We start from the raw sequence: 21,796 nt of genomic DNA, 5'->3' as shown, positions 1-21,796 counted from the left end.
GCAGGCGTGATAAGACCGCCCGCGAAAGAGAGATGCGATGACCCTGGAAAATGATGAAGACCTCAACGGCCTGAAGGCGATCGGGCGGATTTGCGCCAATGTGCTCCAGCACATGTCGACCTCCATCCAGCCGGGCATGACGACGGCCGAGCTGGACCTGATCGGCCGGCGCATGCTGGAGGCGGCGGGTGCAGTTTCGGCACCGGAGAGCTGCTACAAGTTTCCGGGCGCCACCTGCATCAGCATCAACGAAGAGGTGGCGCACGGCATTCCGGGCGACCGGGTGATCAGGGAAGGCGACCTCGTCAATATCGACGTCTCCGCCGAGCTCGACGGCTATTTTGCCGATACGGGCGCCTCCTTCACCGTCGGGCGTTCGACGCCGGCCGTGGAGCGCCTCTGCCGCGATGGCAAGCGTGCGCTCTGGGTCGGCCTCAAGGAGGTCAAGGCCGGCAAGCCGCTGGCCGAAGTCGGCAAGGCCATCGGCCAGTTCGCGCGCAAGAACCGCTACACGCTGATCGCAAACCTCGCGAGCCACGGCGTCGGCCGCTCGCTGCACGAGGAACCGACGGAAATCGCCACCTGGCCCGATCCGCAGGAAAAGCGCCGCATGACGGACGGTCTCGTCTTCACGGTCGAGCCGTTCCTGTCGCTCGGCGCCAACTGGGCGGAAAGCGGCACGAAGGACGAGTGGACGCTCTACAGCGATCCGCGCGCGCCGACGGTGCAGTTCGAGCACACGGTCGTCGCCACCCGCAGCGGGCCGATCGTCGTGACCCTGCCGGGTTAAGCTGTCCATCAAGCCTTCACCGGCGCTGATCCGTCGATCAATAATTGTCGTTTGCCGGTCTCATGTTGCAGTGCGAAGGTCGCGGCATGATGCAACACCTTCCCTCCCTGTCGCGCGAGCCCGTCCGGGCGGCCATTGCCGGGGCGCTGGCCATGGCCGTCGCCATGGGGCTCGGCCGGTTCTTCTATACGCCCGTGCTGCCCGGCATGATGGCCGGTCTCGGGCTCAACGCCGCCGACGCCGGCATCATTGCGGCGGCGAATTTTGCGGGTTACCTGCTCGGCGCGGTGCTCGCCGCCTATGGGTGGGCGGCCGGCCTCGAGCGGCGCCTGGCGCTCGGCTCGCTTGTCGCGACGGTTCTGCTGCTCCTCGCCACGAGCCTCCTTTCCGGCGTTGCGGCACTCTCCGTCGTGCGTTTCCTTGCGGGGCTCGCCAGCGCCTTCGCCTTGATCTTCACCACCGGCATCGTGCTTTCCGTCGGCCTCGCGCACCGGGATCCGCGCGTACAGATGGCGCATTTTTCCGGTGTCGGCATCGGCATCGCGGTGTCGGCGGTGCTCGTCTACCTGCTGTCCCTCGTTCATGTCTCCACGATTGCGCCTTGGCGCGTCGACTGGCTTGCCGGCGCCGTGCTCGGTGCCATCGGCCTTGCCGTCGTCATGATGCTGCTGCCGCGCCCGGCGGGCAGTGCGTCGGCGGTGCGCGAACCGCCGATCGTCTGGACCCGGCCGATGGTGGCGCTGACGGTGAGCTATGGACTGTTCGGCATCGGCTATGTGGTGACGGCCACCTTCATCGTCGCCATCGCGCGGGAAGGGGCGCAAAGCCCGCTGCTCGAATGCCTCACCTGGCTCGTCACCGGCGCCTGCGCGGCGATTTCCGTGGTGGCCTGGAAGCCGATGGAGCGGCGCTACGGCGTTGCGAGAGCCTATCTCGCGGCGCTCCTCGTCGAGATGGTGGGCGTCGCGGTCACGGTCACGCTGCCCTTTCCCGCCTCGGCGCTCATCGGCGGCGCGCTGCTGGGCCTCACCTTTATCGTCATCACGGCTTACGGCTTGCAGCTCGGCCGGGTTCTCGCCAGCGAAAGCCCGCGCCGCGTGCTGGCGCTGATGACGGCGGCGTTCGGGGTGGGGCAGATCCTCGGGCCGCTCGGCGCAGGCTTTCTCGCGGCGCGTACGGGAAGCTACGTGCTGCCGAGCCTTGCTGCCGCCGGCACGCTGCTGCTGGCCGCCGCGATTACGATCGCCGGTGGAGCGCTTTCCATTAAATCTCGGTAATACAAGCCGCGAACGATTGTTGCGATGCGCAAACTCCTCTAGGTTCTGCGCGAACCGGCGGCGCTGCCGCCCTATGCAAACGAGAGTTTCGCACCTTGTTCCACTCCTTCTTCCCGCAGCCGAAGTTGTTCTTTACCTCCGGCATCCTCTGGGCCGCCGTGTGTATCGCCGTCTGGTACACGGTGGGGCCGCAAATCGGCGCCGCGATCGGCCTGCCGCCGCTCGCCCCGAACGAGAAGGCCGCGATCGGCCTCGCCTATTTCGTTTCGCCGGATAACCTCTGGTTCTACCTCTACTTCACGATCTTCGTGCTGATCTTCGGCCTCGCCTGGAAGGTGATCGCGCGCGACCATCCCTGGACGAACTGGTCGATCTGGGGCTCCGCCTTCATCATCTTCATCGCCTACTTCTCCGTTCAGGTATCGGTGGCGCTGAACAACTGGCGTGGGCCGTTCTTCGACCTGTTCCAGGGCGCGCTGTCGAAACAGGGCAACGTCACGGCCGAGCAGCTCTTCTCGTTGCAGCTGCGCTTCCTGGAAATCGGCATGGTCGGCGTCGCGCTCAACGTGATCACGGCGTTCTTCACCAACCACTATGTCTTCCGCTGGCGCACCGCCATGAACGACTACTACATGTCCATGTGGCCGAAGCTGCGCCACATCGAAGGCGCCTCGCAGCGTGTGCAGGAAGACACGATGCGCTTTGCCAACATTCTCGAAGGGCTGGGCGTCACCTTCATCAACTCGATCATGACGCTGGTGGTGTTCCTGCCGCTGCTGTTCCGTATGTCGGAATTCGTCGGCGACCTGCCTTTGATCGGCGCCGTGCCGCATTCGCTGTTCTGGCTGGCGATCGCCTGGTCGCTGTTCGGCACGGTGCTCTTGGCTGTCGCCGGCATCAAGCTGCCGGGCCTCCAGTTCCGCAACCAGCGCGTCGAGGCGGCCTATCGTAAGGAACTGGTCTATGGCGAGGACCATGCGGACCGTGCCGATCCCGTCAGCGTGCGCGAGCTCTTCTCCAACGTACGGCGCAACTATTTCCGCATGTACTGGCACTACTGCTACTTCAACGTGGCGCGTTTCGGTTATGGCCAGCTCGACGCGATCTTCCTGAACTTCATCCTGATCCCGACCATCGTGGCCGGCCGCATCACCATGGGCACCTGGCAGCAGATCGCCACCGCCTTCGGCGAGGTCAGCAACTCCTTCCAGTACCTCGTGAACTACTGGTCGACGATCGTCGAGCTGCTGTCGATCCACAAACGTCTGAAGGCCTTCGAGGCGGCGATCGACGACAAGCCGCTGCCGGAGATCGATCAGCGTTACCTGGCGCGCCAGACGGAAGAAGACGCCGAGCCCGCCTGATCGGTGTGTGCATGGACAAGAGACTTAGAGGGCGGCGCCAGTCGCCTTCTTTTCTTTTGCGAGAATGTCCATCGCCTCGACATAGCTGACGCAGGCGACGTCCTTTTCTCCGCAGGTCTCCGTCAGGAAGCGGTCGAGTGCGCGCCAATAGGCGCCGGCATTCATCTCGACGAAGTGGAAGCCGAGCTGGAGGGGGATGCGGTCGCCGTCATATTGTTTGGCGAAGGCGTCGCGATAGGCCTTCAGCGCGCTGTCCTCGAAGGCGGCGCTCTTCTCCGGCTTCTCCTTGCCCTTGGAATGGCGGACATAGAGATTGTAGTCCATGGCGATGACCGGGCGTTGCGCGTCGCCCTCGGGCACGAGCGGCAGGGCGAAGCGGGCGATCGCGCCGCTTGCCACCGGCATCGCCGGCCCCTTCGAGACGAGGCTGGCGTCGTAGGTGAAGCCATTGGCCTCCAGCGCCTTGACCAGTCCGTTGCCGGCGGAAAGATAGGGCGCGCGAAAACCCTTGATGTCTTCTTTCACGAAACGCTGCCAGTCCGCGGGCTCGCGCTCGCCGACGCCGGCATTCTGCCAGCCGTTCTTCAGCGCTTCGTGGAAGAAGGCGAATTCGGCCTTCCAGTCGTCCGCGCTCCACTTGCCGCCGTCGAAATGGCCGCAACCGTGGCTGCCGATATCGTGGCCTTCCAGCTTCGCCAGCCAGATTTCGCCAAGCCGCAGGATCGTGTCCTCGCGGTCCGGTGCGAAGCCGACATTGGAGCGGCCGCGTTTTTCATGCGGCGCCTGGTATTTGGCGCGCTCGTCCTTCGGGAAGAGGAAGGTACAGGAGAGGAAATAGGTGAAATGCGCGCCGGTGCGTTTGGCCATGGCGCGGCTCTTCTCCCATAGCAGGTTGTCATGCGCGCCGTCGAAGGAGACGATAACGAGCTGCTTGCGCTTGGGCGTCCCGATCGCATCGTCCTTGGCAAGCGCCGGACCGGCGATGAGGCCGGCGGCGAGAAGGGAAGGGAGGATTCGGGACGATATTGCGAAAGACATGGGCACCTGCGGCAATTTGCAAAGGGTCTGTCATGGTTTCCGAATGCGGCAATCCTTTGATCGGGCTGGAATTGTCCGGCCGTGACGGCTATTCCAGACGGGATCGGCCCCGTGCCGCCTTTTTTCCAGGGACATTTCCATGACGTTGCTCATCGCCGGTCTCGTTCTCTTCATCGTCACCCATCTCATCCGCCCCTTCGCGCCCGGCCTGCGCAATGCCGGCATCGCGGCGCTCGGCAAGCCTGCCTGGATGGCGCTGCACGGCATCCTGTCGCTCGCAAGCCTCGTCCTCATCGCCTACGGCTTTGTCGAGGCGCGGGCGAATGGCGGCGCGATGCTCTATTCTCCGCCGACCTTCATGGCGCATATCGCGCTGACGCTGATGCTGATCGCCTCGATCTGTCTCGTCGCCGGCTTCCTGCCGGCCGGCCATATCCGCACGAAGCTGAAGTTCCCGATCCTCGTCGCCATCAAGATCTGGGCGCTCGCCCATCTCCTGGCGAACGGCGAGAGCTATTCGGTGCTGCTCTTCGTGACGATCCTCGCCTGGGCGGTCATCCTGCGCATATCGCTGAAGAAGCGCATTGCCGCCGGCGAGACGAAACTGCCGGTCTTCGTCTCGGCGAAAAACGACCTGATTGCCGTCGTCGTCGGCCTCGCACTCTACGTCGTCATCGTCTTCTGGCTTCACCTTTGGGTGATCAAGGTTTCGCCTTTGCCCTGATGCTGGGGCTTTTCGCGCCTGCCCCCTTACTTTGCGGCCAAAATGGAGTAGAAGGCGCAAACTCCAATCGTCAGCAAGAGCCGGGCAGGGAATGGTAAATCAGGACGACAGCTTTATCCGCGAGGTCAACGATGAACTCCGCTCCGACCAGATGCGTCTGGTCTGGAGGCGTTTTGGTCGTATCCTCATCGGCATCGCCGTGCTGGTCGTTCTCGGCACGATCGGCAAGGTGAGCTACGACTACTGGCGCGACAGCGAGGCGTCTGCCGCCGGTGACAGCTTCCTCGCCGCCCTGACGCTGGCCCGCGAAGGCAAGAACGAGGAAGCGCTTGCCGCGCTGACCGCGCTGGAAAAGGACGGTTTTGGCTCCTATCCGGTGCTCGCCCGCATGCGCTCCGCCTCGCTTCTGGCGACGACGGATGCCGCAGGCGCCGTCAACGCCTTCACCGCGATTTCCAAGGACACTTCTGTGCCGCAGGTGCTGCGCGATGCAGCCCGCCTGCGCGCCGCCTACCTGCTCGTCGATACCGGCACATACGACCAGGTTTCCGCCGAGGCCGAACAGCTCGCCACGCCGCAGAGCGCGCTGCGCCACTCGGCCCGCGAGGTTCTCGGCCTCTCCGCCTACAAACACGAGGACTATGCGCGCGCCAAGGAATGGTTCGACGCGATCCTCGCCGACAGCGAAAGCCCGCGAAACGTCGCCAACCGCGCGCAGATGCTGCTTGACCTGATTGCCGCAAGCGGCAAGCTGTCCTCCTAAACCGGCCTTCGCCGGTTCACCTGAACGGAACACGTCATGAGCTTCACGGTCGCCATTGTCGGACGCCCCAATGTCGGCAAGTCCACCCTGTTCAACAGGCTCGTGGGCAAGAAGCTCGCGCTCGTCGACGACACGCCCGGCGTCACCCGTGACCGCCGGCCGGGCGATGCGCGTCTCATCGACCTGAAATTCCGCATCATCGACACCGCCGGCCTGGAAGAGGCGGCACCCGAGACGTTGCAGGGCCGCATGCGGGCGCAAACGGAAGCGGCGATCGACGAGGCGGACCTGTCGCTCTTCGTCGTCGATGCCAAGACGGGCCTGACGCCCGTCGACACCGCGCTCGCCGACATGCTGCGCCGCAAGGGCAAGCCGGTCGTGCTCGTCGCCAACAAGTCGGAAGCGCGCGGTTCCGACGGAGGCTTCTACGATTCCTACACGCTCGGCCTCGGCGAGCCGACGCCGATCTCCGCCGAACACGGCCAGGGCATGCTGGACCTGCGCGACGCGATCGTCGCCGCGATCGGCGAGGAGCGCGCCTATCCCGAGGACGACGAGGCCGAAACCGATGTCGACGTGCGTGCGGAAGCCGCTGCCGAAGGCGCGGAGCTGGATGAGGATTTCGAGCCGGAATATGACGAGACGAAGCCGCTGCGCGTCGCCATCGTCGGTCGCCCGAATGCCGGAAAATCGACGCTGATCAACCGCTTCCTCGGCGAGGACCGGCTGCTGACCGGCCCGGAGGCCGGCATCACGCGCGATTCGATTTCCGTGGAGTGGGACTGGAAAGGCCGCACGATCAAGATGTTCGACACGGCCGGCATGCGGCGCAAGGCGCGCGTGCAGGAGAAGCTGGAAAAGCTCTCCGTCGCCGATGGCCTGCGCGCCATCCGCTTTGCCGAGACCGTGGTCATCATGTTCGATGCGACGATCCCCTTCGAAAAGCAGGATTTGCAGATCGTCGATTTCGTGCTGCGTGAGGGCCGCGCCGCCGTGCTCGCCTTCAACAAGTGGGACCTGATCGACGACCCGCAGGCCGTGCTCGCGGAACTGCGCGAGAAAACCGACCGGCTGCTGCCGCAGGCGCGCGGCATCCGCGCCGTGCCGGTCTCCGGCCAGACCGGCCGCGGCCTCGACAAGCTGATGCAGGCCGTCATCGATACGGACCGTACCTGGAACCGCCGCATCTCCACCGCCAAGCTCAACCGCTGGCTGGATGTGACGCAGACCCAGCATCCGCCGCCGGCCGTCTCCGGCCGCCGCCTGAAGCTGAAATACATGACGCAGGTGAAGGCCCGTCCGCCGGGCTTTATGATCTCCTGCACGCGCCCCGATGCGCTGCCGGAATCCTATATCCGCTACCTGACGAACGGCCTGCGCAACGACTTCAACCTGCCCGGCGTGCCGATCCGCATCCACTTCAAGGCATCGGACAACCCGTTCGCGAGCAAGGCGAAGAAGCGGCGCTGAGCACCCCCCTCTGCCCTGCCGGGCATCTCCCCCTCAAGGGGGGAGATTGGCAGGAAGCAAGAACCTCGTTCAAATGGCACCGCCAATGACAGGCGAAACGTCTGCCCCATCCAATCTCCCCCCTTGAGGGGGAGATGCCCGGCAGGGCAGAGGGGGGCTAACGATAGCGCTCAGCCTTCCGGCAGCTTGTCCTTCGTCACCAGCGCGCCGTGGTGCTGGATGACGCTGGCTGCGACATCGGCGGCGAATCGGGCCGCGTCGTCCGGGCTTGCGCCCGTTGCGAGCCGGGCGAGGAAGGCGCCGTTGAAGCTGTCGCCGGCGCTCGTCGTGTCGACGATTTTTTCGACCTTTGCGGAGGGCGCGTGGCTGCGCGCGCCGTCGAAGACCAGCGTTGCGCCCTCGGCGCCGTCCTTCACGACGATCTCTCCGACGCCGAGCGCGCGGTAGCGCCCGATCGTCTCTTCCAGCCCGGCATCGCCGAAATGCGTCGTCTCGTCGTCGAGGCTCGGCATGACGAGCGTGGCGGCGCGCGCGCCCTCGCTGATGGTCGCGCGCATGCGCTCCATGTCGTCCCACAGGCGCGGGCGGATGTTGGGGTCGAAGACGATGTGCTTGCCGGCGGCCTTGCCGCGGCGAAGCTCGGCGAGCAGGGTTTCGATATCCTCGGCCGGCAGGATCGCCAGCGTGATGCCGGAGAAGACGACCACGTCGGAGGCCTCGATCGCGGCGCGCAGCCGGTCGCCGTCGCGCGCCAGCAGCTTTGCCGCAGAGACGGAGCGCCAGTAGGAGAAGCTGCGCTCGCCGTCCTTCAGGTGGATCATGTAGAGGCCGGGCGAGCGGCCCTCGATGCGCGCGACATGGCCGGTGCCGATGCCGTGGCCTGCCATGAAGGCGAGCATTTCGTCTGAAATCATGTCGGTGCCGACGGCGGAGAAATAGTCGACGCTCCAGTCGGACGGCAGGTATCGGCGGGCATAATAGGCGGTGTTGAAGGTGTCGCCGGCGAAACTCTTGCGCATCAGGCCGCCGTCCGCCTGCATCAGTTCCACCATGCACTCGCCGATCGAGAGCAGCCGTCCCGCCATGTCGAAATCCTCCCGGCTAATTCCGCCGGAAAGAGGAAATACTGTCAAAGAGTTGGCGGGGCAAGACGATGCCGGTGCTTTCCGCCTGCCGTTGCCGCTCTACGCGGCCGATGCCGGGAACATGCACGCCGTATTCGCTCGAAAGCCGCTCCACATGCGTCGCGAGGCGGGCGGAAAAACCGTCGGCAAGAAGCTGCGGCGCCAGCGCCAGCACGAAGAGGCCGGCGCCGGGCGAGGTCTCGCCTGCCTGGAAATCCGGCGCATCGACCGACCAGTTCGCCCCGGTGAGGCCGGCGGCGAGCACTTCCACCATCAGCGCGATATTGGCCCCGCGCTCTCCGCCGAAGGCCAGCAGCGCGCCTTGCATCGCCGCGAAGGGATCGGTAGTCGGCTCGCCGTCCTGGTCGAGCGCCCAGCCGTCCGGAATGGCCTCGCCGCGCGCCGCCGCCTCGCGGATTTTTACGAAGGCGGTGGCGCTGGAGGCCTGGTCGATCAGCAGGAAGCGGCCGTCGGGAAGGGGGGCGGCGAAGGCGAGCGGATTGGTGCAATAGACCGGCAGGCGGCTGCCCGACCCCGCGAGCAGCGGCGGCCCGTTGGTCGCGGCCACGGCGACGAGGCCTTCCTGCGCCAGCCGGGCGGCGTACCAGCCGAGTTCGCCCGTCGTGTAGCTGTTGTGTACGGTGAAGATCGCGATGCCGAGCGCCTTCGCCTTCGTCACCAGTTCCTCCTGCGCGACGGAAAAACCATGCTGCGCCACGCCGCCCATCGCATCGCACTTGAGGATGGCCGGCACCGGCGAGGTGAGGAGGGGTTCGGCGCGCGCGACGATCCGCCCGTCGACGAGGCTCCTGAGATAGTCCGTCAGGTGGGCGAAGCCGACTGACGGCTTGCCGGCCATTTCGGCCTCCACCGTGGCGCCGGCAAGGGCTTTTGCCCCCGCCTCGACCATGCCGACGCGCATCAGCGCCGTTTTGGCAAGCTCGATGGCTTCGGCCTTCGAAAGGGTGACGTCATCGGTCATGCGGTCAGCCTTCTCTCTGGAAATCGCCGGCATCATCCCGACCGATCCACCCTTCGTCAACCTTCGAAAAATCGCGGGTTGTGCCGTTTACGCCCCAGGGCGCGCGCGTTACATCTTGTTGAACGCAATTGGAAACCGGAGCGAGAACGCATGGCAAAGCCCCGTAAGAAGGCCGACGACTGGTGGCGCGGCGCGGTCATCTACCAGGTCTATCCCCGCTCGTTTCAGGACACGACCGGCGACGGCATGGGGGACCTTCGGGGCATCACCCAGCGGCTCGGGCACATCGCCTCGCTCGGTGTTGATGCGATCTGGCTTTCGCCGTTCTTCAAGTCGCCGATGGCGGATATGGGCTATGACGTCTCGGATTATTGCGATGTCGACCCGATGTTCGGCACGCTCGCCGATTTCGATGCCATGCTCGCCGAATCGCACCGCCTCGGCCTCAAGGTCATCATCGACCAGGTGATCTCGCACACCTCCGACCAGCATCCCTGGTTCGTCGAAAGCCGCTCCAGCCGCAAGAATGCCAGGTCCGACTGGTATGTCTGGGCGGATCCCAAGTCGGACGGCACGGCGCCCAACAACTGGCTGTCGATCTTCGGCGGGCCGGGCTGGGAATGGGATGGGGTGCGCAAGCAATATTACATGCACAATTTTCTCATGTCGCAGCCGGACCTCAACTTCCACAATCCGGATGTGCAGGACGCGCTGCTCAAAACCGTGCGCTTCTGGCTCGACCGCGGCGTGGACGGTTTCCGTCTCGACACGGTGAATTTCTACTTCCACGACAAGAAGCTGCGCGACAACCCGCCCCATGAGCCCGATCCCGACGGGGTCGGTCTCGATGCGCCCGACGTCAATCCCTATGGCATGCAGACGCACCGCCACGACAAGACGCAGCCGGAGAATGTCCAGTTCCTCAGGCGTTTTCGCACGCTGCTCGATGAATATGAGGGCCGCATGACGGTCGGCGAAGTGGGCGATGGCGCACGGTCGCTGAAGACGGTTGCCGAGTATACGAGCGGCGGCGACAAGCTCAACATGTGCTACACGTTCGACCTGCTCGGGCCGGATTTCACGGCGGAACACGTGCGCAAATGCGTGCAGGGTTTTCAGCGGGCGGTGACCGACGGCTGGGTCTGCTGGGCCTTTTCCAACCATGACGTCAACCGCCATGTCAGCCGCTTCATCAAGACGCCGGAGGAGCGCGAACGCGTCGCCAAGCTGGCGATCACCCTGCTTTCGACGTTGCGCGGCTCGATCTGCCTTTACCAGGGCGAAGAGCTTGGCCTCACCGAGGCCGACCTCGCCTTCGAGGACCTGCGCGACCCCTACGGCATCCGCTTCTGGCCGGCCTTCAAGGGCCGCGACGGGTGCCGCACGCCGATGCCCTGGCAGCGCAGCGAGGCGCATTCCGGCTTCAGCACGGGAAAACCCTGGCTGCCGGTCCCGGAGGAGCATTCGCGCCTGTCCGTCGACGCGCAGGAAAAGGTTTCCGGCTCCGTGCTCAACCACTACCGTGCCACGCTCGCCTTTCGCAGGGAACACGAGACGCTGCACGACGGCGACATGTCCTTCCTCCATTCCAACCAGGACATCCTCGCCTTCACCCGCGAGAAGGGCGGCGAAAAGCTGCTCTTCGTCTTCAACCTGACGCACGAAAAGGCAGAGTTCGTGCCGGCGAAGTCGCTGAAGCTCGGCGAACCGCTGCCGGTGCCGGGGTTTGGCGCGAAGCTGAAGGACGGGACGATCGAGCTGGATGGGCTGGATATGGCGTGTGTGCGGATTTAGCGTTTTCGCCCGACGAGCCGGTCGTACTCGGCATGTGAGCCGATCCAGAACCAGACGAGCGTCTCCGTGTCGCTATCCCTGACGGCCAGCGCACGCCAGGAGATACCGACGCGTGCGGACCAAAAGCGGCCGACGGATTTGAGCTGCAAGGATGGATGAGCCGGATTCGCCTTGAGGAGAGCGAAATTCCTGTCGGCTTGTTCGCGTATGTGGGATGGCAGCGCCTCGTAACACGTCCAGAACGCGTTCGTGGCTTGGTGGTTCAAAGCGGGCGCGTCCGGTTGCTGCGGAATTCCGACAAGGCGAGCTCCGCGAGTTCGTCCAAGGTCCCGTTCGCGGCGTCTTCCGCCAGGTCCCGGTCCCAGCGTTCGGCCTGAAGTGCCTCGAACCAGGCCGAGAATCGCTCGAATTCATCCGAGCTTAGCTCAGAGACGCTTTTCTCGATTTGCTCCAGTTTCGTCATGTCGCGCTCCTATCGTCCATATTGTACGCGAACGGAGTGCCGGATGGCAAACCTCACCCGATCAGCATAAACCGGTCCACATCCACCATCCCCCTGTCCGAAATCTTCAGGTGCGGGATTACCGGCAGCGGCAGGAAGGCGAGCTGGAGGAAGGGTTCCTCCAGCGTGGCGCCGAGGGCGTAGGCGGCCTGGCGCAGGTGGTGGAGCGTGTCGCGGACGGCCTCGTAGGGCTCGAGGCTCATCAGGCCGGCGACGGGCAGCGCGATCTCGCCGGTGACCTTGCCGTCCTCCACCACGACGAAGCCGCCCTTGATCTCGCCCAAACGGTTGGCGGCGAGCGCCATGTCGTCCTCATCGACGCCGACGACGCAGATATTGTGGCTGTCATGGCCGACCGTCGAGGCGATCGCGCCCTTCTTCAGGCCGAACCCCTGGACGAAGCCGTTGGCATGGTTGCCGTTCTTGCCGTGGCGTTCGATGACGGCGACCTTGATGATGTCCTGGGCGAGATCGACGGTGGTCTGGTTGCCCTTCGCGGGCAGCCGGTAGCGCCGGTGCTCGGTGATGATCTTTCCCGGCAGCACGCCGATGACCGGCGTTTCGCCATCCGTGACCGGCACGGCGAAATGCGCCGCATTGACCGGCCGCGCCTTGACGCTGTCGAGGCCGACCGGGGCGACGGGTTGGCGCGTCGCAAACAGCGCGCCGTCGACCCTGCGTCCGGCGGAGAAGACCATCTCCGCCTTGCAGTTTTCCAGCGTGTCGATGACGACGAGATCGGCGCGCCAGCCGGGTGCCACGAGGCCGCGGTCGCTGAGCCCGAAGGCCTTGGCGGCGGAAATCGAGGCGGCGCGGTAGACGGCGAGCGGCGCGCGGCCATGGCCGATCGCGGTGCGGATCATATAGTCGAGATGGCCCTGCTCGGCGATATCGAGCGGGTTGCGGTCATCCGTGCAGAGCGCGATGAAGGGCGACAGCCGCTCGGTGATGATCGGCAGCAGCGCCAGCAGGTCCTTGGAGACCGAGCCTTCGCGCACGAGGATGTGCATGCCCTTGCGGATCTTCTCCAGCGCCTCCTCGGCCGTCGTGCATTCATGCTCGGTGCGGATGCCGGCGGAAAGGTAGCCGTTGAGATCGTTGCCGCGCAAGAGCGGCGCATGGCCGTCGATATGGCCGCCCTGGAAGGCTTCCAGCTTGGCGAGACAGATCGGATCCTTGTGGATGACGCCCGGGAAATTCATGAATTCGGCAAGGCCGATGACCTTGGGGTGGTCGCGGAACGGCAGCAGGCGCTCGATCGGCAGGTCGGCGCCGGAGGTTTCCAGATGCGTCGCCGGCACGCAGCTCGAAAGCTGCACGCGGATGTCCATGATGGTTTCCAGCGCGCTGTCGAGGAAGAACTGGATGCCCTCCGTGCCGAGCACATTGGCGATCTCATGCGGATCGCAGATCACCGTCGTCACACCATAGGGCAGCACGCAGCGGTCGAATTCATGCGGGGTGACCAGCGAGGATTCGATGTGCAGGTGCGTATCGATGAAGCCCGGCACGACGATGCGGCCGGAAATGTCGATCTCGGTGCGGCCGGTGTAGTCGCTGCAGGTGCCGACGATGCGCTCGCCGGAAATCGCGATGTCGGAGGCGACGAGCTCGCCCGTCACGAGATCGAAGAACTGCCCGCCCTTCAGCACGATGTCGGCCGGTTCGCGGCCGGTCCCCTGGTCGATGAAGCGTTCCAAGTCGGTCATGGCAAGTCTCCGAATCCTTTTGCAGAGACTCTAGCGGCGCGGCGGCGAGAGGGAAGGGCCGGCGCGCCAAATTGCTAAACCAGGAAAGTGACCGAGAAGGCGAAGCGCTTCGTTTCGCCGCTGGCAAGCACGGTGGTGGAGGGCCGGTCCTTCAGTTCTCGCGATCCGCCCAGTTCCGCCGCCGTGCCGTGCCAGGGCTCGACGCAGAGGAAAGGCGCGCCGGGTTTTGTCCAGAGTGCGAGGTTCGGCAGGTTTTCGAAGTGGAATTTGAGCGCCGGCCCGCCGTCCGCCTCGTAGGTCAGGCCGTCGCCCGCGCCTTCGGGGAAGACCAGCGCGTCGTTCTCGAACAGGCTGTGGGCAAGCGCGAGCCGGCCCTTTTCGAAGGGCGAGGGCTGGCGCTCCGGGGAAAGCAGGCCGTTTTCCAGCGGCTGGCGTTCCGGCTCGGCGCCGTTGTCGAGGATGACCCGGTGCGGCGTGCCGCCAGCGCCGGGCAGCGGCCAGGCGAAGGCGGGGTGGAAGCCGAAGCCGAAGGGCATCGGGTCCTGGCCGCGGTTCTCCACCTCGGCGGCGATGGTGAGCATGGGGCCATCAAGACTATGCTCGACGGAAAGCCGAAAATCGAACGGGTAGATGGCGCGGGTGTGCTCGGAGGCGTCCAGCGTGAAGCGGCAGGCCGTCGGGCTGGCGCCGGCGGGCAAAAATTCCCGCTTCCGGGCAAGGCCGTGCTGGGCCATGGGATAGGCCTTGCCGTCGATCAGCAGCGTGTCGTCCGGCGCCTTGCCGACGATCGGGAAGAGCACCGGCGAGCGCCCGGTCCAGAAGGCGGCGTCGCCGTTCCACAGCCAGTTCGCCCCGTCGCGGGAGGTGATCGCCTGCATTTCGGCGCCGAGCGAGGAGATTTCGATCGAGAGGTGGTCGTTCTCTATGCGGGTGATGGTCGGCATGAGGCTCTCCCCTGGTTTATCGTGGGCACAATAGCCCCGAAACCGGGCGGGCTTGCAAGCGCTATCCAATCCCGGTGTCTGAATGACGGTTGTCGTTCAACGGCGTTTCCAAAGGCTCGCCGACCTCGATGTCTGGCGCTATGAAAAGACGCTTCTTCCCATTGCATAGCGGTTGATGGCGGCAGGCCGGCACCATATGTTCAGGTCATGAACCGGAACGACGCGGCAGGCCCGATCATCGTCTTCGATGCGGAGTGCATTCTCTGCTCGGCCAATGCGCAATTCGTGCTCCGGCACGATCGCGCCCGCCGTTTCCGCCTCGCCTCCATGCAGAATGCGGTGGGTACGGCCCTCTACCGCCGCTTCGGCATCGATCCCTCCGATCCCGAATCGATGATCGTCGTCGACGGCGACCGGCTGTTCAAGGACAGCGATGCGGTGTTGGCGATCTATGCCGGCCTAGGCTGGCCGTGGAAGGTTTTTGCCGGGCTCCGTTTTATTCCCCGTTTCCTGCGCGACCCGGCCTATCGCTGGCTTGCGCGCAACCGCTACCGCATTTTCGGGCGGCGCGACGCCTGCTGGGTGCCGTCGCCGGACGATGCGGATCGGGTGCTGTGAAAAGCGTCATCGTGCTTGGTGGTTATGGCGGTTTTGGCGCCCGGCTTTCGAGACGGCTGGCGGCGGATGGCTGGGCCGTGCTGGTCGCTGGGCGCAACGGTGCCGCGGCGGAGCGCCTTGCTGCGGACCTGCCCAATGCCCGTGGCTTGGTTGCGGATCGCAATGCCGACCTCCGCCCGGTGATCGAGGCCCATCGCCCCTTCCTGCTGGTCGATGCAGCCGGGCCGTTTCAGGGGAGCGGCTACCAGGTCGCGGAAGCCTGCATCGCCTGCGGCGTGCACTATATCGACCTCGCGGATGCGCGGGATTTCGTCTGCGGCATCGCGCGGCTGGATGATGCGGCGCGGGCGTCGGGCGTCGCGGTGGTTTCCGGCGGCTCCAGCGTGCCGGCGCTTTCTGGAGCGGTGATCGCGGAATTGTCGCGGGGCATGGAGGCTGCGTGTTCGGTCGAAACCTCGATCAGCGCCTCCAACCGGGCGACGGCGGGCGCGTCGGTCGCGGCGGCGATCCTGAGTTATGTCGGAAAGCCGTTGCGGCTGTGGCGCGGCCGGCGTTTCCGGCAGGAGACCGGCTGGCACCGGCTGCATGTCGCGCGCTATCACATTGCCGGCCGGACGCCGATCCGCCGGCTGGTGGCGCTTGCGGATGTGCCGGACCACGATATCGTGCCGGCCACCATTCCCGGCAAGCCGGCGACGGTTTTTCGCGCCGGTCCCGAATTCGCCTTCCAGCTCCTGACGCTCTGGCTCCTGAGCTGGCCGGTGAAATGGGGCTGGGCCCGCTCGCTTGCGCCCTTCGCCGGGTGGCTGTTGCCGTTGCAGAAGCTGAGCGCGCGTTTCGGCACGGATCGCTCCGCCATGGCGGTCGAGCTCAAGGGATTTGCCGGTGGCGAGGCCGTGGTGCGCCGCTGGACGCTGATTGCCGAGGATGGCGACGGGCCGGAGATTCCGACGATTGCCGCCCATGTGCTGGCGAATGCCATGGCGGCGGGGCGGCTCGTGCCCGGCGCGCGCCATGCGGCGGGTGCAGTGACGCTGGATGATTTCGCCCCGCATTTCGACAGGCTCGCCATCTTCCGGGCAATCGAAAGCCGACCCTATCAGCCGCTTTACCGCCGCGTCATCGGCCCGGCCTATGCGACCCTGCCGCAACCCGTTCGCGCCATGCACGACGTGATCGGCGACGCCGGCGCTTCCGGGCGGGCGATGGTGCGGCGCGGAAAATCGCTGCCCGCGCGTATCGTCTGCGCCGTCATGCGCTTCCCGCCGGAAGGCGAACACGCGCTGCATGTCGCCTTCGAGGAGTGCCGCGGCGTGGAGCGCTGGACCCGGGATTTTGCCGGTCATGCCTTCACGAGCGAACTCAGCCAGCGGAGCGGCCGCCTCACCGAACGATTCGGCCCGATGCGCTTCTCCTTCGACCTGCCTTCGGATGCGACGGGCCTGACGATGGTGATGCGCGGATGGTCCGTCCTCGGCATCCCCATGCCGTTATGGCTTGCGCCGCGCAGCGAGGCGCGGGAATGGGCGGAGGGCGAGGATTTCTGCTTCGACGTGCCGATCGCGCTGCCGGGCATCGGCACTATCGTGCACTATTCCGGCCGCCTGCGGCGAATTTGATCCCGCAAACGAGAAAATGGCGGACGAAGCCGCCATTTCGATCGGTGACAAACCTTGCCCCACCCACAACGTCATCCTCGGCCTTGAGCCAAGGATCCACTGGCGTATTCGCGCGATGGATGGTCGGGTCGAGCCCGACCATGACGGAGGAGGAGGGTGGTAATCAGATATTGTTCTGCAAGACCTCGCGCAGCTTGCCGAACAGGTCGTCGATATGGTGTTTTTCGATGATCAATGGCGGGGAGAGCGCGATAATATCGCCCGTCGTGCGAATGAGCAGGCCTTTTTCATAGGCCTTGAGGAAGGCGTTGAAGGCGCGTTTGGTCGGCTCGCCGGCGATGGGGGCGAGTTCGACGGCGCCGATCAGGCCGACATTCCTGATGTCGATGACGTTCGGGCAATCCTTCAGCGAATGCAGGCCGTCTTCCCAATAGGAGGCGAGTTCGGCGGCGCGGGTCAGCAGACCCTCTTCCTTATAGGTGTCGAGCGTGCCGAGCGCGGCGGCGCAGGCCAGCGGATTGCCGGAATAGGTGTAACCATGCATGAACTCGATCATGTGCTCCGGGCCGTTCATGAAGGCATCATGGATCTCGGAGGTCACGAAGACGGCGCCCATCGGGATGACGCCGTTGGTGAGGCCCTTGGCGGTGGTGATGATGTCGGGCTTCACGTCGAAATACTGCGCGGCAAACGGCGCGCCGAGGCGGCCGAAACCGGTGATGACCTCGTCGAAGATCAAGAGGATGCCGTGCTGCGTGCAGATCTCGCGCAGTTTCTGGAGATAGCCCTTCGGCGGGATGAGCACGCCGGTGGAGCCGGCGACCGGCTCGACGATGACGGCGGCGATGGTCGAGGCATCATGCAGCGTGATGATGCGTTGCAGTTCGCTGGCGATGTCGCCGCCATGTTCCGGTTCGCCGCGCGAAAAGGCGTTCCGGTCCGGAAAATGGGTGTGCGGCATGTGGTCGACGCCGGTGAGCAGCGTGCCGAACATCTTGCGGTTCGAGACGATGCCGCCGACGGAGATGCCGCCGAAATTGACGCCGTGATAGCCGCGCTCGCGGCCGACCAGACGGAAGCGCGAACCGTCGCCCTTGGCGCGGTGATAGGCGAGCGCCACCTTCAGCGCGGTCTCGACCGATTCGGAGCCGGAATTCGTGTAGAGCACGTGGTTCATGCCTTCGGGCGCGATGTCCACCAGGCGGTTGGCGAGTTCGAAGGCCTTGGGGTGGCCGAGCTGGAAGGCGGGCGCATAGTCGAGTTCGCCGGCCTGTTCGCGGATCGCCTCGGTGATCTTCGGGCGGCAATGGCCGGCGTTGACGCACCAGAGGCCTGCCGTGCCGTCGAGCACCTGGCGGCCGTCATGGGTGGTGTAGTGCATGTCCTTCGCGCCGACGAAGAGGCGCGGTTCCTTCTTGAACTGCCGGTTCGCCGTGAACGGCATCCAGAAGGCACGGAGATCGTTGGGGGTGTTGAGGCGGTTGGACATGCGGTCTCTCCATGATCCGTGAAATTCGGGGCCGTCCGATGGGATTTTTACCCGGCGGTCAAATTATCAAGGCGCTCGGGGGCGTCAAGCAGCCTCGGATGCGCGAATCAATACAAAACGCCCCGGACGGACATCCGGGGCGGCGCGCGCCGGGTGGGGTAGGGCTGTTCAGGCGATGCGCAGCTTCTTTTCCGCAGCCCCGCTGCCGGAAGCCCGGTAGATGCGCTCGATCGCGTCGAGAATGGTCAGCACGGCATCCGACTTGCTGGAATAATAGATGGTCTGGGCATCGCGACGGGTGGTCACGAGATTCTGCGCACGGAGCTTGGAAAGGTGCTGCGACAGGGCCGATTGGCTGAGCCCGACCTGGTTTGCCAAGGCGCCGACCGCGATCTCGCCTTCGACCAGCACTTTCAGGATCAGCAGGCGTTTCGGGTTCGCCATGGCGGAAAGAAAGTCCGATGCAACTTCGGCCTGCGCATGTTCTGCGTCTGAAATCTTGTCCATCTGAAACTCCTTTGGGCGTTTCCGCTTCAAATCATATGATTTTATGTGAATCCGCTTGTTAGCATATAAACAAAATACCCCTCATCAAGAGCCAGAAATGGGGGTATGCTGCACGCATAGCGATAAACACAGGTCCACAACCCGGAAGACGCCGAAGCGGACGGATGCGGAAACGCCGCTTTTCAGCCAGCCGCCCGTGCTTCTCGAAGCAAACGCGCAAGTTCGCCGCGCAGTTCCGAGGCCTGATCAAGTTCGCGTGAAAATTCCAATCGCTTCAATTTATCGCCGCTCGCAAGGTCCACGCCGGCCGCATCGAGGCTGACGATGATCCATTCGCCGTCCTTCGCGCCGCAGTAGTGGCGGGCGTAGATGCCGGCGGCTTCCGCATGGTCGCTGTTCATGTGCTCGACGGCGCCGGTCTCCATCTCGGCGAGCGCGCCGCGGGCGGGCGAGCGAATCAGCAGGTCGTCTGCGGTGAGCACGAAGGCCTTGCCGAAGCCACCATTCAGATGAGCGCGCAGCGGCACGAGGCGGAAGAAGGCGAAGTCCGGGAAATCGACATAGAGCTTGGCCTTGGGATGGCGGCGGATGAAGCGCTCCCGCAGCGCCGCGTGCGAATCGCTCTCTCGCGCCACCTCCTCGGCCTCGCAGATGACGGTGAGGCGCGGATGGGCGAGCGGGTCGCCCTTGCCGGGCTCGCCGGCAAGCAGCGAGGCGCGCGGGTCGCGTCGCAACGCCTGGGTGTGGACCGACAGCGCCGAAACGAGGATGACCGGCGTGCCGTCCGTATCGGTGCCGGTCAGCGTGCGGCTGGCGAAGGGCGCGCCGCTTTCCGGCTCGATGACGGCGAGCGCGCAGCTCCGCGCGGAGCGCAGGAGCGTGCGGGCAAGGCGACGGGCGTCGTCGTCGGTTTCGCGCAGAACGCTCGGCTTGTCCTTCTCGGCCATGGTCTGCTCCCTTCCGTTCTGCGCCACCCCCCCTCTGCCCTGCCGGGCATCTCCCCCTCAAGGGGGGAGATTGGATGGAGCAGCGTGTCGCCCATCTCCGGCGTTGCTGGTTGAGCAATGTTTCGCTTCTTGCCAATCTCCCCCCTTGAGGGGGAGATGCCCGGCAGGGCAGAGGGGGGTAAAGCCGCATGCCGCGACCGCCAATCATCCCCGCCGACGATGCCGCGTCAATCCGTTCACGACATCCTGCGCGCTGATCGTGCCGATCACCGTGCCGTTGTCGACCACGCCGACATTGCCGGGCGTACGCGACATGGCGTCGAGGATGTCGACGAGGGGCGTCTCGCGTGTCGCCGTCGCCGTCACGCCGCCATTGCTGGAGGCGCCGTGCTGCATGACGTCCTGCGCCGTCAGCATGTTGATCGGGTTCATGTTCTGCACGAAATCCGCGACATACTGGTTGGCCGGGTTTTTTACGATATCCTGCGGCGTGCCGCACTGGATGATCCGCCCGCCTTCCATGATGGCGATGCGGTTGCCGATGCGGAAGGCTTCGTCGAGGTCGTGGCTGACGAAGAGGATGGTCTTCTTCAGCCGGCGCTGGAACTCCAGCAACTCGTCCTGCAAGCGCGTGCGGATCAGCGGATCGAGCGCGGAGAACGGCTCGTCCATCAGCAGGATCGGCGCGCCGGTGGCGAACGCCCGGGCGAGGCCGACGCGCTGCTGCATGCCGCCCGACAGTTCGTTCACCTTGCGGTCCGCCCATTTGGCGAGATTGACGAGTTCGAGCTGTTCGGCGACACGCGCCTTGCGCTCGTTGTCCGGCACATTGGCAAGCTCCAGCCCGAAGCCGACATTGTCGGCGACGGTGCGCCAGGGCAAGAGCGCGAACTGCTGGAACACCATCGAGACGGTGTGCATGCGGAAATCGCGCAACGCCTTCGGCGTCGATTTGTACGGGTTCACCGAGCCGTTGCCGGCCTTCACCTGCACGTCGCCGCGCACCACCGGAGCAAGCCCGTTGACGGCGCGCAGCAGCGTCGATTTGCCGGAGCCGGAGAGGCCCATCAGCACGAGGATCTCGCCCTCGGTGATCGACAGCGTCGCATCGGCGACGCCGAGCACCAGCCCGGTTTCCGCGCCGATCTCGTCGCGGGTCTTGCCCGCATCGACCATGGCGAGCGCCTTTTGCGGGTTGTCGCCGAAGATGATGGAGACATTGTTGAAGATGACGGTGTCGGTCATTGGGCGTCTCCGTCATCGGAGGAGCGGAAGAGCCGGTCGAGGATGATCGCCAGGATGACGATACAGAGCCCGGCCTCGAAGCCCATCGAGATGTTCACGGTGTTGAGCGCGCGCACCACCGGAACGCCAAGCCCCTTGGCGCCGACGAGCGCCGCGATGACCACCATCGAGAGCGACAGCATGATGGTCTGCGTCAGGCCCGCCATGATCTGCGGGGTGGCATAGGGCAGTTCCACCTTGCGCAAGACCTGGCCGGGCGTCGCGCCAAAAGCCTGTGCGGCTTCGACGAGCGAGGGCGGGGTCGAGATGATGCCGAGGCGGGTGAGGCGGATCGGTGCGGGGATGGCGAAGATCACGGTGGCGATGAGGCCCGGCACCATGCCGAGACCGAAGAGGATGAGCGCCGGGATGAGGTAGACGAAGGTCGGGATCGTCTGCATGAGATCGAGGATCGGCCGCAGGATCGAGTAGAACCAGGGCCGGCGCGCGGCGGCGATGCCGAGCGGCACGCCGACGATCATGCTGACGCCGGTCGCGGCCAGCACCAGTGCCAGCGTCTCCGTCGTCTCCTTCCAGTAGCCCTGGTTCACGATGAGCAGCAGGCCGAGGAAGGTGAAGATGGCGACGCCGAGCGAGCGGCGGAAATACCAGCTCAGCCCCGTCACCAGCGCGATGAAGAAGAACGCATAGGCGAGCTTGCCGCCGGCACTGGTGATGAACGGCCCTTGCAGCAGGAAGAGCACGGCATCGATGCCGGCCTGCAGGAAGACCTTCAGGAAATCGAACAGGCCCTTGCCATTCGTCGTCAGCCAGTTGACGGCTTCCTTGGCGATCGGGCCGATCGGAATTTTAGAAACGGTAAGCCAATCCACGGCAGCAAGCCCCGTTCT

21 protein-coding genes are annotated in these 21,796 nt (G+C 65.1%); 9 read left to right on the top strand and 12 right to left on the bottom strand.

Annotated elements, in window-relative coordinates; translation table 11 throughout:
- Positions 1 to 37 precede the first annotated feature (37 nt).
- From map to sbmA, 3 genes are all read left to right on the top strand, one after another.
- Entirely contained in the window at positions 38 to 790 is a 753-nt protein-coding gene (map, locus tag VGN93_RS17440; RefSeq protein ID WP_319324864.1) for a type I methionyl aminopeptidase, read from the top strand.
- 86 nt (positions 791 to 876) lie between these two features.
- Complete coding sequence (locus VGN93_RS17435) at positions 877 to 2,067, top strand: YbfB/YjiJ family MFS transporter (protein ID WP_327508436.1); 1,191 nt, start codon at positions 877 to 879, stop codon at positions 2,065 to 2,067.
- Positions 2,068 to 2,162: 95 nt separating this feature from the next.
- Positions 2,163 to 3,431, top strand: a complete 1,269-nt coding sequence (gene sbmA / locus VGN93_RS17430; protein ID WP_327508435.1) for a peptide antibiotic transporter SbmA — start codon at positions 2,163 to 2,165, stop codon at positions 3,429 to 3,431.
- Positions 3,432 to 3,455: 24 nt separating this feature from the next.
- Here the strand turns inward: sbmA and VGN93_RS17425 are convergent, their stop codons facing one another.
- Positions 3,456 to 4,469 (bottom strand): polysaccharide deacetylase, encoded by a 1,014-nt coding sequence (locus tag VGN93_RS17425; RefSeq protein WP_414714102.1) that lies wholly within the window; start codon positions 4,467 to 4,469, stop codon positions 3,456 to 3,458.
- Between the two features lie 139 nt (positions 4,470 to 4,608).
- Between VGN93_RS17425 and VGN93_RS17420 the strand changes: the two genes are divergently transcribed.
- The 3 genes from VGN93_RS17420 to der all read left to right on the top strand — a co-directional run bounded on the left by VGN93_RS17420 (position 4,609) and on the right by der (position 7,426).
- Positions 4,609 to 5,193, top strand: a complete 585-nt coding sequence (locus VGN93_RS17420) for an NnrU family protein (RefSeq protein WP_327508434.1) — start codon at positions 4,609 to 4,611, stop codon at positions 5,191 to 5,193.
- A 91-nt stretch (positions 5,194 to 5,284) separates the two neighbouring features.
- A complete protein-coding gene (locus VGN93_RS17415) occupies positions 5,285 to 5,956 on the top strand; it encodes a tetratricopeptide repeat protein (protein WP_327508433.1) in 672 nt (223 codons plus the stop codon).
- 36 nt (positions 5,957 to 5,992) lie between these two features.
- Entirely contained in the window at positions 5,993 to 7,426 is a 1,434-nt protein-coding gene (der, locus tag VGN93_RS17410; RefSeq protein ID WP_319324870.1) for a ribosome biogenesis GTPase Der, read from the top strand.
- 170 nt (positions 7,427 to 7,596) lie between these two features.
- Here the strand turns inward: der and VGN93_RS17405 are convergent, their stop codons facing one another.
- Together VGN93_RS17405 and VGN93_RS17400 are read right to left on the bottom strand one after the other, a co-directional pair.
- The gene (locus VGN93_RS17405) at positions 7,597 to 8,511 is read right to left on the bottom strand and encodes a sugar kinase (protein WP_327508432.1); all 915 of its coding nucleotides are present in this window, start codon (positions 8,509 to 8,511) and stop codon (positions 7,597 to 7,599) included.
- A 16-nt stretch (positions 8,512 to 8,527) separates the two neighbouring features.
- Positions 8,528 to 9,532, bottom strand: a complete 1,005-nt coding sequence (locus tag VGN93_RS17400; RefSeq protein WP_327508431.1) for an Ldh family oxidoreductase — start codon at positions 9,530 to 9,532, stop codon at positions 8,528 to 8,530.
- Between the two features lie 150 nt (positions 9,533 to 9,682).
- On the opposite strand from VGN93_RS17400, the gene VGN93_RS17395 reads away from it, so the two are divergent.
- On the top strand, positions 9,683 to 11,326 hold the full coding sequence (locus VGN93_RS17395; RefSeq protein ID WP_327508430.1) for an alpha-glucosidase family protein: 1,644 nt from the start codon (positions 9,683 to 9,685) through the stop codon (positions 11,324 to 11,326).
- On the opposite strand, the gene VGN93_RS31255 is transcribed toward VGN93_RS17395, so the two are convergent.
- The 4 genes from VGN93_RS31255 to VGN93_RS17375 all read right to left on the bottom strand — a co-directional run bounded on the left by VGN93_RS31255 (position 11,323) and on the right by VGN93_RS17375 (position 14,481).
- Positions 11,323 to 11,592, bottom strand: coding sequence for a hypothetical protein (locus VGN93_RS31255; RefSeq protein ID WP_319324876.1), 270 nt, complete (start codon positions 11,590 to 11,592; stop codon positions 11,323 to 11,325). The two genes, VGN93_RS17395 and VGN93_RS31255, sit on opposite strands and share 4 nt — an antisense overlap.
- Positions 11,589 to 11,789: a hypothetical protein gene (locus VGN93_RS17385; RefSeq protein WP_327508427.1), complete on the bottom strand. Its 201-nt coding sequence runs from the start codon at positions 11,787 to 11,789 to the stop codon at positions 11,589 to 11,591. The genes VGN93_RS31255 and VGN93_RS17385 overlap by 4 nt, the downstream gene beginning before the upstream one ends.
- A 53-nt stretch (positions 11,790 to 11,842) precedes the next feature.
- The gene (ade, locus tag VGN93_RS17380; RefSeq protein WP_327508426.1) at positions 11,843 to 13,537 is read right to left on the bottom strand and encodes an adenine deaminase; all 1,695 of its coding nucleotides are present in this window, start codon (positions 13,535 to 13,537) and stop codon (positions 11,843 to 11,845) included.
- Between the two features lie 74 nt (positions 13,538 to 13,611).
- Entirely contained in the window at positions 13,612 to 14,481 is an 870-nt protein-coding gene (locus tag VGN93_RS17375) for an aldose 1-epimerase family protein (RefSeq protein WP_327508425.1), read from the bottom strand.
- A 207-nt stretch (positions 14,482 to 14,688) separates the two neighbouring features.
- Between VGN93_RS17375 and VGN93_RS17370 the strand changes: the two genes are divergently transcribed.
- Entirely contained in the window at positions 14,689 to 15,099 is a 411-nt protein-coding gene (locus tag VGN93_RS17370) for a thiol-disulfide oxidoreductase DCC family protein (protein WP_327508424.1), read from the top strand.
- Positions 15,096 to 16,718 carry an SDR family oxidoreductase gene (locus tag VGN93_RS17365; RefSeq protein WP_327508423.1) on the top strand — a complete coding sequence of 541 codons (1,623 nt, stop codon included), beginning with the start codon at positions 15,096 to 15,098 and terminating at the stop codon, positions 16,716 to 16,718. Before VGN93_RS17370 ends, VGN93_RS17365 begins: the two co-directional genes overlap by 4 nt.
- A gap of 163 nt (positions 16,719 to 16,881) precedes the next feature.
- Here VGN93_RS17365 and VGN93_RS17360 read toward each other — a convergent pair whose 3' ends face one another.
- The 5 genes from VGN93_RS17360 to choW all read right to left on the bottom strand — a co-directional run bounded on the left by VGN93_RS17360 (position 16,882) and on the right by choW (position 21,778).
- Entirely contained in the window at positions 16,882 to 18,207 is a 1,326-nt protein-coding gene (locus tag VGN93_RS17360) for an aspartate aminotransferase family protein (protein WP_327508422.1), read from the bottom strand.
- Between the two features lie 168 nt (positions 18,208 to 18,375).
- On the bottom strand, positions 18,376 to 18,714 hold the full coding sequence (locus VGN93_RS17355) for a metalloregulator ArsR/SmtB family transcription factor (RefSeq protein WP_327508421.1): 339 nt from the start codon (positions 18,712 to 18,714) through the stop codon (positions 18,376 to 18,378).
- Between the two features lie 182 nt (positions 18,715 to 18,896).
- Positions 18,897 to 19,661 carry a HugZ family protein gene (locus VGN93_RS17350; RefSeq protein WP_327508420.1) on the bottom strand — a complete coding sequence of 255 codons (765 nt, stop codon included), beginning with the start codon at positions 19,659 to 19,661 and terminating at the stop codon, positions 18,897 to 18,899.
- A gap of 204 nt (positions 19,662 to 19,865) precedes the next feature.
- Positions 19,866 to 20,906, bottom strand: a complete 1,041-nt coding sequence (gene choV, locus VGN93_RS17345) for a choline ABC transporter ATP-binding protein (protein WP_319322832.1) — start codon at positions 20,904 to 20,906, stop codon at positions 19,866 to 19,868.
- Positions 20,903 to 21,778: a choline ABC transporter permease subunit gene (choW, locus tag VGN93_RS17340; RefSeq protein ID WP_327508419.1), complete on the bottom strand. Its 876-nt coding sequence runs from the start codon at positions 21,776 to 21,778 to the stop codon at positions 20,903 to 20,905. Before choW ends, choV begins: the two co-directional genes overlap by 4 nt.
- Between the last annotated feature and the right edge of the window lie 18 nt (positions 21,779 to 21,796).

Origin of the sequence: Shinella sp. (assembly GCF_035998705.1) — a bacterium.
Lineage (GTDB): Bacteria > Pseudomonadota > Alphaproteobacteria > Rhizobiales > Rhizobiaceae > Shinella.
The sequence above is the reverse complement of the archived record's forward strand: the minus strand, read 5'-3'. Positions and strand labels throughout refer to the sequence as shown.